General features: G+C 37.5%; 15 protein-coding genes. 5 read left to right on the top strand and 10 right to left on the bottom strand.

Translation table 11 applies throughout. The features are described from left to right. Positions 1-28 precede the first annotated feature (28 nt). From B2X72_RS02435 to B2X72_RS02425, 3 genes are all read right to left on the bottom strand, one after another. Positions 29-955 carry a hypothetical protein gene (locus tag B2X72_RS02435; RefSeq protein WP_088160102.1) on the bottom strand — a complete coding sequence of 309 codons (927 nt, stop codon included), beginning with the start codon at positions 953-955 and terminating at the stop codon, positions 29-31. A 99-nt stretch (positions 956-1054) separates the two neighbouring features. Further along, positions 1055-2206, bottom strand: a complete 1152-nt coding sequence (gmd, locus tag B2X72_RS02430; protein ID WP_046674906.1) for a GDP-mannose 4,6-dehydratase — start codon at positions 2204-2206, stop codon at positions 1055-1057. 248 nt (positions 2207-2454) lie between these two features. After that, positions 2455-3009: a lipocalin family protein gene (locus tag B2X72_RS02425; RefSeq protein WP_075994619.1), complete on the bottom strand. Its 555-nt coding sequence runs from the start codon at positions 3007-3009 to the stop codon at positions 2455-2457. A 54-nt stretch (positions 3010-3063) separates the two neighbouring features. Between B2X72_RS02425 and B2X72_RS02420 the strand changes: the two genes are divergently transcribed. From B2X72_RS02420 to B2X72_RS02410, 3 genes are all read left to right on the top strand, one after another. Further along, positions 3064-3396, top strand: coding sequence for a hypothetical protein (locus B2X72_RS02420; RefSeq protein WP_046674904.1), 333 nt, complete (start codon positions 3064-3066; stop codon positions 3394-3396). Positions 3397-3483: 87 nt separating this feature from the next. Then, the gene (locus tag B2X72_RS02415) at positions 3484-4398 is read left to right on the top strand and encodes a lysylphosphatidylglycerol synthase transmembrane domain-containing protein (protein ID WP_075990891.1); all 915 of its coding nucleotides are present in this window, start codon (positions 3484-3486) and stop codon (positions 4396-4398) included. A gap of 2 nt (positions 4399-4400) precedes the next feature. Beyond that, entirely contained in the window at positions 4401-5108 is a 708-nt protein-coding gene (locus B2X72_RS02410; RefSeq protein WP_286848195.1) for an SDR family NAD(P)-dependent oxidoreductase, read from the top strand. Positions 5109-5267: 159 nt separating this feature from the next. Here the strand turns inward: B2X72_RS02410 and B2X72_RS02405 are convergent, their stop codons facing one another. Genes B2X72_RS02405 through B2X72_RS02390 form a run of 4 tightly spaced genes read right to left on the bottom strand, consistent with a single transcriptional unit; the run spans position 5268 to position 8064 of the window. Next, positions 5268-6641 (bottom strand): alpha/beta hydrolase family protein, encoded by a 1374-nt coding sequence (locus B2X72_RS02405; protein ID WP_286848194.1) that lies wholly within the window; start codon positions 6639-6641, stop codon positions 5268-5270. Between the two features lie 12 nt (positions 6642-6653). Then, positions 6654-7238, bottom strand: a complete 585-nt coding sequence (locus B2X72_RS02400; protein ID WP_088160100.1) for a hypothetical protein — start codon at positions 7236-7238, stop codon at positions 6654-6656. Continuing rightward, positions 7228-7719: a hypothetical protein gene (locus tag B2X72_RS02395; protein WP_286848193.1), complete on the bottom strand. Its 492-nt coding sequence runs from the start codon at positions 7717-7719 to the stop codon at positions 7228-7230. Before B2X72_RS02395 ends, B2X72_RS02400 begins: the two co-directional genes overlap by 11 nt. 45 nt (positions 7720-7764) lie before the next feature. Then, positions 7765-8064 carry a DUF2089 family protein gene (locus tag B2X72_RS02390; RefSeq protein WP_088160098.1) on the bottom strand — a complete coding sequence of 100 codons (300 nt, stop codon included), beginning with the start codon at positions 8062-8064 and terminating at the stop codon, positions 7765-7767. Between the two features lie 123 nt (positions 8065-8187). On the opposite strand from B2X72_RS02390, the gene B2X72_RS02385 reads away from it, so the two are divergent. Next, complete coding sequence (locus B2X72_RS02385; protein ID WP_088160097.1) at positions 8188-8922, top strand: lysophospholipid acyltransferase family protein; 735 nt, start codon at positions 8188-8190, stop codon at positions 8920-8922. A gap of 7 nt (positions 8923-8929) precedes the next feature. On the opposite strand, the gene B2X72_RS02380 is transcribed toward B2X72_RS02385, so the two are convergent. Further along, positions 8930-10060 (bottom strand): glycosyltransferase family 2 protein, encoded by a 1131-nt coding sequence (locus B2X72_RS02380; RefSeq protein ID WP_232475666.1) that lies wholly within the window; start codon positions 10058-10060, stop codon positions 8930-8932. Beyond that, entirely contained in the window at positions 10044-11018 is a 975-nt protein-coding gene (locus B2X72_RS02375; RefSeq protein ID WP_286848192.1) for a lysylphosphatidylglycerol synthase domain-containing protein, read from the bottom strand. Before B2X72_RS02375 ends, B2X72_RS02380 begins: the two co-directional genes overlap by 17 nt. Before the next feature lie 100 nt (positions 11019-11118). Between B2X72_RS02375 and ruvC the strand changes: the two genes are divergently transcribed. Beyond that, positions 11119-11685 carry a crossover junction endodeoxyribonuclease RuvC gene (gene ruvC, locus B2X72_RS02370; protein ID WP_088160095.1) on the top strand — a complete coding sequence of 189 codons (567 nt, stop codon included), beginning with the start codon at positions 11119-11121 and terminating at the stop codon, positions 11683-11685. On the opposite strand, the gene B2X72_RS02365 is transcribed toward ruvC, so the two are convergent. Continuing rightward, positions 11686-12732, bottom strand: coding sequence for a hypothetical protein (locus B2X72_RS02365; protein ID WP_046674895.1), 1047 nt, complete (start codon positions 12730-12732; stop codon positions 11686-11688). Positions 12733-12837: the final 105 nt, after the last annotated feature.

Raw genomic sequence — 12837 nt, 5'->3', positions numbered from 1 at the left:
AGCTTTTTTGTTTATAGTGTATCTATTTTTAACGCAATACAACAGTAGATCGTCCCATGATTGCATTATCTTCATATAATAAAACCGTATAGGCCCCTTTAGAGAATCCTTCTTCTGCTGCCCAATAGACGATATAGTCTTCACCTTTGTTGGTAAATAAAATATTGTGTTTAAAAGTATATTGTAATTTCTCGCCATGTACATAGAAAATATTATCACCTTGCACGACCAGATTTCCCTGTGGATCGATAATTCTAACATATATATCGCGTTCTCCACTTTTAGCCAACGGATTATCAGCAATGGTAAAGTTGATTTTTAACTTATCGATTTTTTTAGCACGTTCTTCTACAAATTCCTTTCCATTCTTTTTGACTTCAAGGCCATTTATACTGATGCTTGAAACCTTTAATGCTGAAGCAGTCGCAACCTTCTCTTTCAGATCCGAATTTGATGTAACTAATGAAGTAATCTGTTTTTCTTTTTCGACAACAGATTCGTTCAAGTTGGAGTTTTGTTTCGATAAAATCTGATTTTCCTGAATCAGCCGTTGCACATTGACACGATAAGTATCCACCTGCTTCTTAAGCTGATTGATCTTGTGCTGTGCTTCATCGATATCTTTTGCTGTAATACTCTTATTTTCAAGTTTTTTACGAAGCTCTGCGATCTCAGCTCTAGAATCATCCTTCTGCACGGACATCTCTGGAGTCAATTGAACATTTTCTACATCAATTTTATCCAATTCAGCTTCAATACGATCGATTTGTACCTGCAAATTTTCTTTTTCTACTGTAAGTGTATAGACCTTTTCACCATTAGTCTTAAACTTGACATAAAAATATATATTCGTTGCAAGTAATGCTGCTATCGCAATGATAAAGAAGTAAATCTTCGAAGAATCTTTCTTCTTCTCTTCTTCTTTCTTACTCGAAACAACTTCTGAATTTATCATAATATACTGTCATATTCATAGGTATAAATCTGTAAATTTATACTATTGAATGTTTAAACAAAAATTATTCCAGTTTTATTTTTTATTACCAATTATGAATTATTCAAAATAATTCAAGGTCTCAAATCCGCCTTGTTTTAAGTATTCTTCCTTTCTCATCAGGTGAAGATCGGATTGTACCATATCTGTTACCAACATCTGAAGATCATATTTTGGCGTCCATCCAAGTTTTGTATTTGCTTTAGTCGGATCACCAATTAGTAAATCGACTTCAGTTGGCCTATAATATGCTGGATCAACTTTGACAACAGTCTGACCAAATTTAATCAGCGATTTATCAATATTTAACTGGGCTAGGCGCTCCTCGTCAATATCGATAATTACCCCCTTCTCCTGCTCTCCCTTTCCACTGAACTCAATCTCAATTCCCAATTCTGCAAAAGCCATGCGAACAAAGTCCCTTACAGTTGTTGTCACACCTGTAGCAATCACAAAATCTTCAGCGGTTTCTTGTTGTAGAATCAACCACATTGCTTCTACATAATCTTTAGCATGCCCCCAATCGCGTTGTGCCGACAGATTACCAAGATATAATTTATCCTGAAGTCCTAGCGCAATTTTTGCTACAGCCCTGGTGATTTTACGTGTCACAAAAGTCTCTCCCCTTACAGGGCTCTCGTGATTGAATAAAATTCCATTACAAGCATACATCTTATAGGCTTCACGATAATTGACAGTAATCCAATAACCGTACATTTTTGCTACAGCATAAGGACTTCGCGGATAAAAAGGTGTCGTTTCACTTTGTGGAACCGCTTGCACCAATCCATAAAGCTCGGAAGTAGAAGCCTGATAGATACGGGTTTTCTCAATCATTCCCAATAATCTGACTGCTTCAAGAATCCGCAATGTACCGATACCATCGGCATTTGCAGTATATTCCGGCGTATCAAAACTAACTTTTACATGAGATTGCGCCGCAAGGTTGTAAATCTCGTCAGGCTGTGTTTCCTGTATAATACGGATTAAGTTGGTTGAATCCGTCAAATCACCAAAATGCAATGTGAAATTTCTATTGTCAAGATGGGGATCTTGATAAAGATGATCAATACGATCTGTATTGAATAAAGAACTGCGACGCTTTAAACCGTGTACTTTGTAACCTTTCTTCAATAGGAATTCTGCTAGATAGGCACCATCTTGTCCTGTTATACCTGTTATTAAAGCAGTTTTCGTGTTTTGTTCAGCCATGTTTCTCTCTAGATTAAGCAATACCTGACGAAATCGTTAGGTATATATCCCATTTTCATACTTAAAATAAGCTTATCCGCCCACAAGATTATCATGCATAATTGGCTTTTTCACTGTATCGGTAAATTCCGCAGCCTATGACACGAATAAATCATAATGAATTGGGAGTGTAAAAGTATTAAATTTTAAACAAAAAAAGCCATAGGAATTCCTATAGCTTTCTGTTATTCTTCTTTTATCGTTTACGTTTAGTTCGAACGCGTAAAATTAAACACCAAATAGGCTTCTCCGTTAGCAACAGTCAATGGCATACGCATAACTAATTTATTCCCATCCGAATAAGATAAATCCAAACGGTAACCTGTTGTTACGTTCTTCGCTTTATCGCCTGCATAAATCTTTTTAAATTGAAACTGAGGTTCTCCTAAGCCTTTTCCAGGATTATAGATAGACCAAAAGATCTCACGTGATGCACCCGGAGCACATAAAGTTCCTTGCGCATTAAAAGTAATAGATCCTTTACCATTTCCAATAAAATTCCATGTACTACCTACGAAACATTCTGCAGGAGCTTCTTCAAATACACTTTTAATCGTGAATGAAGAAGGTAAATTCTCTCTATCGATTGTATTCAACGTCCATGTACCTTTTACAGCGGATTTCCAATCCGAAGCGCTTGGACCAGAAGCTGCACTCGTGTTGGAAGAAGGATTTCCAGTTGATGTACCTTGCTTTTGTGCTCCACAAGAAAATAAGGTCACCGTAGCAAAAATAGTTGCTAATGATAAAACGAATCGATTCATATCTATAAATTTTAATTTCAAATTGTATTTTTGGGATAAATTAATCCACAAAACATGAAAATTACAGCCAAAAATCATACCATAAGCAAAATAATCGCAAAAACGCTGTTAAGGTTATTTATCATTTTATTGGCCTTTGCTTCTTATCCGCTTTTTTTAGGACAGGAAGCAAAAAGCAAATTGAATCAAATCAGCCTTGCTTTTACGAACAAGATAGCTCTCATCGCTCCTATCTTGTTATTTTGCTTCATCATTGGATTAATGATCGCTGTGCTCAAGCACAAATATAACAGAATTGACCTAAATTGGCTATTTTCTCTTGCTACTATCTTTGGTATTTTATATTTGATATTATTGTATTCAAGAATTTACCCAACGATTGCTTAAGTGTAATTGCACAATTCGCCAAAGTTTCTAACTTTGGATTCTCCAAAAAGCTAATTACAGCCGAACAAGATTGGATGTATAATTTATATGGATAAAAAAAAAGGGCTAAAAATAGCCAAAAATATAGCAAAGATTGTCGTTACTGTGGGCGCCTTATACTGGGTATTCAGCAAGGTATCTCTAAAGGATCTGAAAGAAGCGGTAATCAACTCCAATCCGCTCTATCTATTCTTTGCTCTAGTTGCTTATAGTATCTCTATTTTTATTTCCTCTTCGCGCTTATTGACCTTTTTAAAGGCAATCGGTCTGGATGTTACGGAAAAATATAATTTAAAACTATACCAACTTGGCTTATTTTACAACCTCATTTTACCAGGTGGCGTTGGGGGAGATGGTTATAAGATATTCTTCCTCAGGAAACGATTCAATATTAAAGGACGAAAATTATTTACAGCCTTATTTTTAGATAGATTAAGCGGACTATGGGCACTATGCCTAATCATTGCAGCGCTGGTTACCTATATGCCACAGCTAGGGATTCCAAACTATCTGACCATCATATTATTTATTATAGGGAGCGTTCTCTATTACTTTATCGTAACCAAGTTCTTTAAGGAATACAAGGCAACATTTCTAAGAGCACATTTAAAGGCTATTGGTGTACAATCAATGCAGGTTCTCGCAGCAATTCTCATTCTTTATGCCTTAGGTTTTAGCGGTAAGTTCTCTCCGTACCTATTTTTATTCCTTGCATCTTCTTTGGTTTCAATCATTCCGTTTTCTGTTGGGGGATTGGGCATGCGTGAACTTGTGATTATGTGGGGAGCTGGCATATTCCAGGTAGACTCTCACAATGCGGTTTTGATCACCTTATTATTTTATATTATTTCCGCTCTCGTTGCTCTTTCGGGGATTTACTTTATCTTTCATCCGCAGGCAATTGGAGAGGACAAATTACCTTCCGCAGAAGAAGTTGAACAAAGTCAAAAACTAGAAGAATAAACATGGCAAATATTATTATTACAGGCGCAAGCAGTGGTGTTGGATTTGAAGCGGTACTGGATTTGACCTCTAAAAAGGACAATAAAGTAATTGCATTGGCTAGATCAGCGGACAAACTGAGAAAACTTCATGAAATTGCCGGTCAGCTAAATTATGATGGTGGCACTTTATATCCGGCCCAATTTGAGATTGTCTACGATGACTATGCTACTCTTGTTCCCTTCATCCAATCAAAATTTGATAAGGTTGATATCTTGATTAACAATGCTGGAGCACTCATCAATAAGCCATTTATGGAAACTGATGGAAAGGATTTTGCTGAAATGCTACAAACCAATGTGATGGGACACGTCAATATGATCCAACACGTTGTTCCCATGATGCAATCAGGCTCACATATTGTCAATATTAGCAGTATGGGCGGATTTCAGGGATCCATGAAGTTTCCCGGACTTTCGGCATATTCAACCAGCAAAGCTGCATTAGCAGTGCTTACAGAATGCTTAGCAGAGGAATTTAAGGAAAAGGGAATTAAAGTGAACTGTCTAGCCTTAGGATCTGCACAGACTGAAATGTTCGAAGCTGCTTTTCCAGGCGTTGAAGCGGGTACTTTAGCCTTTGAAATGGGACGCTATATTGCAGATTTCGCTCAAAATGGGCATCACTATTTCAATGGGAAAATACTTCCTGTCGCCAATACAACACCCTAACTGGAATAGCGCACTTCAAAGAGATATCCCTTGTTCTAATACAGTCAGGTTGATCTAATATAGTCAGGACCATTTAATGTACGATTAAATGGTCCCGATTTCTTTAAGCTTATTTGATCCGGAAAAAATATTAAGATTCGCGGCATTCAGTTGATTAAATCAATTTGTCTTCAGTTTAAGCCATTTCGTAAGGTCATCCATCAATTGTTCATTAAAGCTCTCTGAGTTTTCAAAATATTCTTCAATTTTTCCTGTTTGCGCATTTTGAAAAAGGTGATTCAAATTAGGATAATCCTTAATGATGACGTCGGTGGTGTTTAAATGCAGGTGTTGCAGACAATAGATGTTTTCATTCGCCGGGACTTGAACATCCTTTCCGCCGAAGGAAGCGAAAATCGGTACTTTCACCTGCTTCAGATAATAAGCTGGATCGATGCGAAGAAACGTTCTAAACCAGGGGCTCATCATTGGACTAAGTTTAATCTTCATATCAGGAGACAGTGGATTCCCGTTATTTTGCTGAATAAGTTCTTTTTCCAACGATTCGGCCAACGCCTTTGGTGGCTCGTCTTTCAATAGAATAGTATACAATTTTCGATTATTTGCTTTATTGGTCTGCAATGCAGCTTCAGATAATCCGCCCGCTTTTCCTAAAGCATAGCTTTGTAAAATCAGCAAAGAATCTCCTTTGATCACAGGTCCAGACAGGAGTGCAATATAGTTTACTTTACTATTTTCGGATGCCACGATTTCGGCAATTAGCGCTCCCTCACTATGGCCAATCATCCCGATTTTATCCACATCAACTACAGCTTTTTTGCTTAGAAAATCAACTGCAGCGTTAGCATCAGAAGCGAAGTCAATCGTTGTCGCTAAATTAACTTCTCCTTTGGAGCCACCTACTCCCCTGTCATCGTAACGTAATACGGCAAAACCGTTTTTCGTAAGATGATCAGCAAGCACCTTAAATGGCCTGTGACCAAACACCTCAGAATCTCTATTTTGTTGACCACTACCATTGACTAATACCACCGCAGGAAATGGCCCTCCATTTTTAGGATAAGTCAGAGAGCCCGTCAGAAATGCATTGCCTGCACTATTTCTAAACGAAACTTCCTCTTCCATATAGCTATAAGGGGGGAAAACATCCTGCTTACGAGAAAGCCCACTCTGTTCGTTCTCGCTTCGTACCAAAATCATAGCAGATTCAAAAGGACCTTGTTTCATCACTCCTTTCATAACATCTTTATCCCGGTCTAAAAAGCCAGCATACAGAAGACCTATATTCCTAACGTCCATCCAAATGGAATCGTGCTCTATACGTATTTGAGTGATTGCAAATTTCTGCGCTGTTTGCATCGGACTCTCAAAGGTTCCATTCCACTTCCCTGTGCTATCTTTTTGAATGTTGAACACCAGCAGCAGCTTCTGCCCCGAAACCTTAACCTCGCCCTTCCATGAGCCATCAAATGTCTGCGCGTGGGTACATGAAAAATGAAAACAAATGATAAATAGATATAAAAATTTTCTCATTGTCGTTTTTTACTAGAAATTAAACTGTATGCATAAATCCAATATAAAATATAATGCCACAAATACTATACTGATTTCAATCTTCTTATTATTAACGGCTACATTCATACCCTTAACCAATAAATAGAATTGGTAGAATAGCAATAACAAACTGATTATTCCAAACATACCAAATAAAAATAGCTCAGTTTTATCAACTCCGGCCAATGTATGATCGCCGTTTTGCACTGCTTTTAATACTTGATCCGTGAATTTATCCTGGTTTAACAATTTCCCTAAAAATAAGGCAAGATAGAGCGGAAATGGTATAATCAAAACGACATTCATGACATCAATGATTCTGGTCTTTCTGTTTAATAACAACCCTGCACCGTAAAGAAATGTAAAAGGAGCCAAAACCATACAGGCATGAACGCCCAAGACAGCCCATATGGAAACCCCTATATCTGGTTGATAGAAATGCATAAATCCATTAAACTGCTGGCCCGATAAATAAATAATATAGCTTGATAACAAAAATCCGATAACACCAGCAAAGAATAGTTTCCACTCCGGCAATTCCGCAAATGGATTCTGAAAAATCTGTTTAACTTTCATTTTTTAAGAATTGAGATAAGCGCAGCTGTTCGATTTCTACTGGATTTTGGGTTCCAATAAGTAATATCTTACCAGTTTCCAAGGTAAGTTGTAAGCCCATATTACCACGAGCTGAAAAAGCCAGCCCTTTCTGCCCTCTCCGAAAACCCCATCCACCAAACTCACCAATCGGGTTATATTTTCGTACTTCAACAGCACGAATATCTGTCCAACGTGCTCTTTTACGATAGAAATTAAATGGAAAAAAATAGACTTCAATTCCATCTTCACAAATAGTAGTTCTTAATCGTAGAACGCCAAACAATCCCCATAATACCAAATTGATCCAAAACCCCGGTAATTGAAATAATGGAGCAAAATTCAACCGCAAGAGCTCATGCCAGTGCACAGAAAAACTGGCCACGCTGACAGATAAAAGGATCAGACAGAGCCACCAGCTAAAAAAAGATTGGCTTTCGGTATAAAGCGTATTATTTTTCATCTTGATATAATTCTTTGTTTATCAATCATTCGATTGCCCAGACTGCTAAATACTTCTATTTCTGCCATTATTGTTTGTATGATCAAGCGATTTCAATTTGCGAATCAGATCATCGAGAATATTACGGACCGTCGGATAGGATTTGCCCATCTGATTTGCCATTTCTTTTAAACTCCCTGAGTGCATCAAAAAATTCAAAACAAATTCTTGCTCCTCTACAGTAAGCTGCATCAACACAGGTAAAGAAAACTTACCTACAACTTCGGTTTCACAGGAGTCACACACCAATTTAGCGACTTTTAACTTCGCTTCACAACAAGGGCAATCAACCGGTATTTTTTTCATTAAATAATAACATCATTAACATTATTAAAGATAATATTAATAATGTTAAAACAAAAGATTATAAAATCAATATTTTTCAAAAATCATTGCTTAATGATATATTTGTATCATTAAATAACGTTTATGAAGAAGTTTTTAGGCTATTTCCTATCTATTATATTTTGGTTTTGTTTTGGTTTATCCCTAATTATTTTCCACCCCATACAGTGGTTATGTTTAAAGCTGGGTGGATACAATGCACATAAAAAGAGTGTAGATATATTAAATGCCTGCCTCGTTGCCTGCTATTACACGCTATTTAATCGGGTGACATTTATCGACAATAAAAATATTCCAACAGGACAACCCATTGTCTTTGTAGCAAATCATCAAAGTACTTTTGATATTCCTCCAATGATCTATTTCTTGCGTAGATTTCATGGGAAATTTATTTCTAAAATAGAACTTGCCAGTGGCATACCTAGCATCTCCTTCAACTTAAAACATGGTGGTGCCGCAAATATAGATCGCAATGACCCCAAACAATCTATTGCTGAAATATTGAAACTTGCCAATAATATGAAAACCAAAAACTGGTCCGCGTTTATTTTTCCAGAGGGAACAAGATCGAAAACCGGAAAAATGAAGGCCTTTCATGTTGGTGGAATTGCCACTTTACTAAAGAAAAATCCGAATGCACTCGTTGTTCCTATTGCCATTAGAGGATCATATGAAATGGTACAATATGGCATGTATCCATTAACCCCATTTCTTCATATGACCTGGGAAGTGCTAGAACCTTTGGATACGGAGGGTAAGAATATTGAGGAGATCGTTAAATTAGCTGAGGAAGCAATAAAATTAAAGGTCGAAAAATAGGAATAAGCTACTTGACCTGCCTTCCTTTCCAGTCGTACTTCCCTACATTGCCCAATATGCCTATATAAGCCAGATACAGGATATGAGCCAAGCTCAATAAAGGAAGATACCATAAGAGTTCCTTTCTGCTTGCGAACCTTGTCAAAGGTTCAATAAAAATAAATTCGACGACCATCTTTAATAGCAATGCAAAAAGTACAACCCAAGCAACGAATTTTACACCGAAAAGAGCAAGAACCGAAGCTACCAAAATCAATAAATTAAAGAACCAAATGGAAATCCCTAATGCGATGACACCTTTATTTTTATATTTGGTACTTTTTGAAGCCCAGCGTCTGCGCTGACTAATGAATGACTTCAAATCCGGTTTGGCATCCGTATAAACAACAGCATCTTTTGATTTACAAAACGTTATTCGCTCGGGATATTGTTCTGCTACCTTATGTAAAAAAAGTTCATCATCACCGGATGCAAGCTCGTCGATCCCTTTAAATCCGCCCATTTGTTTAAAAATATCCTTTCGATAGGCCAAATTAGCACCATTACAGGTCGTTGGTTTTTTGTTACCAATACCTGCAGCGCCCAGACCTATCAAATACAAAAATTCCAGGGTCTGCAGTCGTTCAAAAAAACTCTTTTCTTCTGAATACACCACTGGAGAAGATTGTAGATAAGCACCTTCTTTCTCAAATGTGCTGATAACCGTTGCTAACCAGTTCGACCCCATGCGGCAATCTGCATCAGTGGTAATAATAATTTCACCTTGACAGCATTCTATCGCCCTTGAAATTGCTAGTTTCTTATACGAATTCAAACGCCCGTTTTCATTCAATTGAATAAGCTTAACACCTTTCTCTTCATATTCTTTCACAATCAAAGACGTATTGTCGTCTGAATGGTCATCGATAATAATGAGCTCCAGGAGCTCATTAGGATAATTCTGCCCGAGTATGGATTCAATGGTGCGTCTAATATTTAACTCCTCATTCCGCGCAGCAATAATCACAGATACGGTCATTGTTGGCCTAATAGAACGGTTAGGTTCTGAAATCAAGGACCAGCCTCTGCGCATCCATAAAACTAGAATTGCATATACGCAGGCAAAAATGATCAATAAATAGTTAAGAATTTGTATCACCGAAAAAATTAATCTTAAAAACAAAAATAGAACCAAATATAGCTGGAAGAATCAAATTAACGAACCAAATACAGGAAACAATAGCCATTACAGCAATCTCTTGTGTGGTAATATAGCTATATAGATTGCTAGCAACAAAACTTCTCACACTGAAATCAAAAATATCCAATGTAGGCAGAGCTGCCTGAACAAAAAACAGAATAAAAATCATCAGAATCATGGATAAAAGTGGTAGCTCAGGCAAAGTTAGCTTCATCAAGATGATATACTGCGAAGTAAAAATAACAAATCGCGCCAAAGAATTTAAAAGAACAATACTGAGCTCACGCATTGAATAGTGCTCCAATACTTCAAAGAAGGGCTTAATTCGCGTCAAAAACTTAATTTTCCCGACCAATAAATCGATCCATTTTACATTGAAATATAAGATGACAAATCCTCCAGCATAGATAATAGCAAGTAGCCATACCCCAAATTGTACTGTTAAAGGAGTAGAAAGAAATTTACAGATAAACCAAGCGATACTTAGTGACCCCGCAACGCTTGTGAGCACCAATTGCGCAAATAATCCAACGCCCATCGCTACGGCTCCTTTTGCTCGATGTTGGGGCTGTAGAAAAAGTACCCGTCCGCCATATTCGCCAATCCTATTAGGTGTAAAAATAGCCCAGGTAAGCCCGCAGAAAACGGATTGGAAAGCCTTCCAAAATGAAATATGCTCCAGTTTAGATGCAAGATACCGCCATTTCACAACTTCAAGCAACCAATTGACAAGCATTAAAACCACAATTAAAATAAGGGTCCCAACAACCGAATGCTGCTCCAAACCGGCAATTAGGGTTTTGAACTTCTCAATATTGCTTCTATCGGATAGCTTCACAACGATATACCAGGTCGCTAGGGCGAAAACCAGTATCTTCAATAAAAGACTGATGTATTTTTTTTGTCTTCCAGTCAACTTTTGATAATTAGAGAGCAATGTTACTAAATTTTAGCCAAATGATTAAGTTTTGTCGAACGCAATCCGTGAATAAAACGCAAAATTTGTATTATTGTATATGCAGAAGGAAAAGGCGAAAGAAAGAATAATTTTAGGTATAGACCCCGGAACAGTAATACTTGGGTATGGTATCATCAAAGAAGTCGGCAATAACATATCCTTGGTCTCAATGGGGGTCATCAAAATGGGACATTTAGATGACCATGCCCTAAAACTACAACGTATATTCAAAAAAACTTCTGCTCTAATGCAGGAATACAATCCCGACTGCGTAGCTCTTGAATCACCATTTTATGGAAAAAACATACAGGTCATGCTCAAATTAGGGCGAGCGCAAGGTGTTGCCATGGCGGCGGCGCTGGCGCAAGATATCCCAATCTTTGAATATTCTCCAAGAAAGATAAAACAATCCGTTACAGGAAATGGAAATGCTACAAAGGAGCAGGTTTCCGCTATGCTAAAAAATCTATTAAAATTTGAGGAAACACCACAATTTTTAGATGCCACCGACGGATTGGCAATCGCTGTCTGCCACTCCTTTCAGAAAAATGCAGTATCAGGCAGCAGCAAGTCGTACACTGGATGGTCCGCCTTTATCAAAGACAACAAAGATCGGATCAAGTAATTACATTTGTACCTGACGAATCACATTCTTCACATTCAACTCAACAATATCCGTCATCGTCTTACACTTGAGGTAAGAGTTATTTTGATAAAATTCAGCGTAGCCCTCACGTAACTGTTTGATATTCTCCTGCGTAGAAAGGACCTGCGTTTGCGAAGCATCCCTTAGATCAGCGATCCGATGTCTTTCACTCCGGACTCTATGCACAATGGAAGAACGCTCCTCCTGTTGGTATTGCAGCACAGTTTTTTCATTTAGATGCTCCATTGCTAATTTGACGTAGGGAAGATTCTCCTTAAAAAATTGAGGCATATATACTTTCGGATTTCCTTCATAAAACTGCTGGTCAAAATCTATTGCCCGAATTCGAAACTGGAAATCATCAAAATCTGGTGTAATCTGCATCACAAAATTGTAGGCCCTCATATCCCCCAACAAGGTAATAATACATCGTTCATTAAACTTGACAAATTCTTTGGAAATCCGGGTCAGATTATAATCAGGCGAGAACATACGTGTTTTCGAAAAAGTGTCCCCGGGGATTCCAACAATATGTTCTTCAACCAAAGTATCATGGTCTACCATATAATTCACCTGATTTGGCGACAATATTTCTTCTAACTCCAATCCATATATTCGCGACGCATCGGCTTGCTTTATGTAAAAATAATCGTACACATCATTTAAACGGTTTACGATACGAATACGAAATGGTTTAGTATTGCCAAAGCCACAGTACTCTACACGATCAATATACTTATGCTGGACGATTCGCGTATTACCTGATGCTTTCAGTTTAGCATAAATCACCTTCAATCCGTCATACAATTGATCGATAAGATATTGCGGATACAGTGGAGTCTCCCAAAAAGTATCGTTGCCAAATTTATCCATGACAGGTACTGTCTCCGTAAAATTCAGTAGATCTTTATATCCTATCGGCAACTTTTCGTCTCGCTGATACAGCTTAAGGTATTTATGAAGTCCTTCCCCTACTTCAAAAATTGGTTTCTTTTTCGAAATCTTTACATCTTGAACTTCTTCCATCTCTATTCCGTATTTTATTTTTCGTTTACTCAAACATCACACAGTCTGCTACATTTTGCCCCATCATATGCTAAATTCGAACTGATTAGATTTTCAATATGCCAA

The organism is Sphingobacterium sp. UBA7253 (assembly GCF_002472745.1).
GTDB lineage: Bacteria > Bacteroidota > Bacteroidia > Sphingobacteriales > Sphingobacteriaceae > Sphingobacterium > Sphingobacterium siyangense.
Note: the sequence above shows the minus strand (reverse complement) of the source record. Positions and strands in the feature narration are given on the sequence as shown.

Coding starts and splice junctions, on each gene's coding strand:
- B2X72_RS02435 (WP_088160102.1), bottom strand. CDS start 955: ATGATAAATTCAGAAGTTGTTTCGAGTAAGAAAGAAGAAGAGAAGAAG.
- gmd (WP_046674906.1), bottom strand. CDS start 2,206: ATGGCTGAACAAAACACGAAAACTGCTTTAATAACAGGTATAACAGGA.
- B2X72_RS02425 (WP_075994619.1), bottom strand. CDS start 3,009: ATGAATCGATTCGTTTTATCATTAGCAACTATTTTTGCTACGGTGACC.
- B2X72_RS02420 (WP_046674904.1), top strand. CDS start 3,064: ATGAAAATTACAGCCAAAAATCATACCATAAGCAAAATAATCGCAAAA.
- B2X72_RS02415 (WP_075990891.1), top strand. CDS start 3,484: ATGGATAAAAAAAAAGGGCTAAAAATAGCCAAAAATATAGCAAAGATT.
- B2X72_RS02410 (WP_286848195.1), top strand. CDS start 4,401: ATGGCAAATATTATTATTACAGGCGCAAGCAGTGGTGTTGGATTTGAA.
- B2X72_RS02405 (WP_286848194.1), bottom strand. CDS start 6,641: ATGAGAAAATTTTTATATCTATTTATCATTTGTTTTCATTTTTCATGT.
- B2X72_RS02400 (WP_088160100.1), bottom strand. CDS start 7,238: ATGAAAGTTAAACAGATTTTTCAGAATCCATTTGCGGAATTGCCGGAG.
- B2X72_RS02395 (WP_286848193.1), bottom strand. CDS start 7,719: ATGAAAAATAATACGCTTTATACCGAAAGCCAATCTTTTTTTAGCTGG.
- B2X72_RS02390 (WP_088160098.1), bottom strand. CDS start 8,064: ATGAAAAAAATACCGGTTGATTGCCCTTGTTGTGAAGCGAAGTTAAAA.
- B2X72_RS02385 (WP_088160097.1), top strand. CDS start 8,188: ATGAAGAAGTTTTTAGGCTATTTCCTATCTATTATATTTTGGTTTTGT.
- ruvC (WP_088160095.1), top strand. CDS start 11,119: ATGCAGAAGGAAAAGGCGAAAGAAAGAATAATTTTAGGTATAGACCCC.
- B2X72_RS02365 (WP_046674895.1), bottom strand. CDS start 12,732: ATGGAAGAAGTTCAAGATGTAAAGATTTCGAAAAAGAAACCAATTTTT.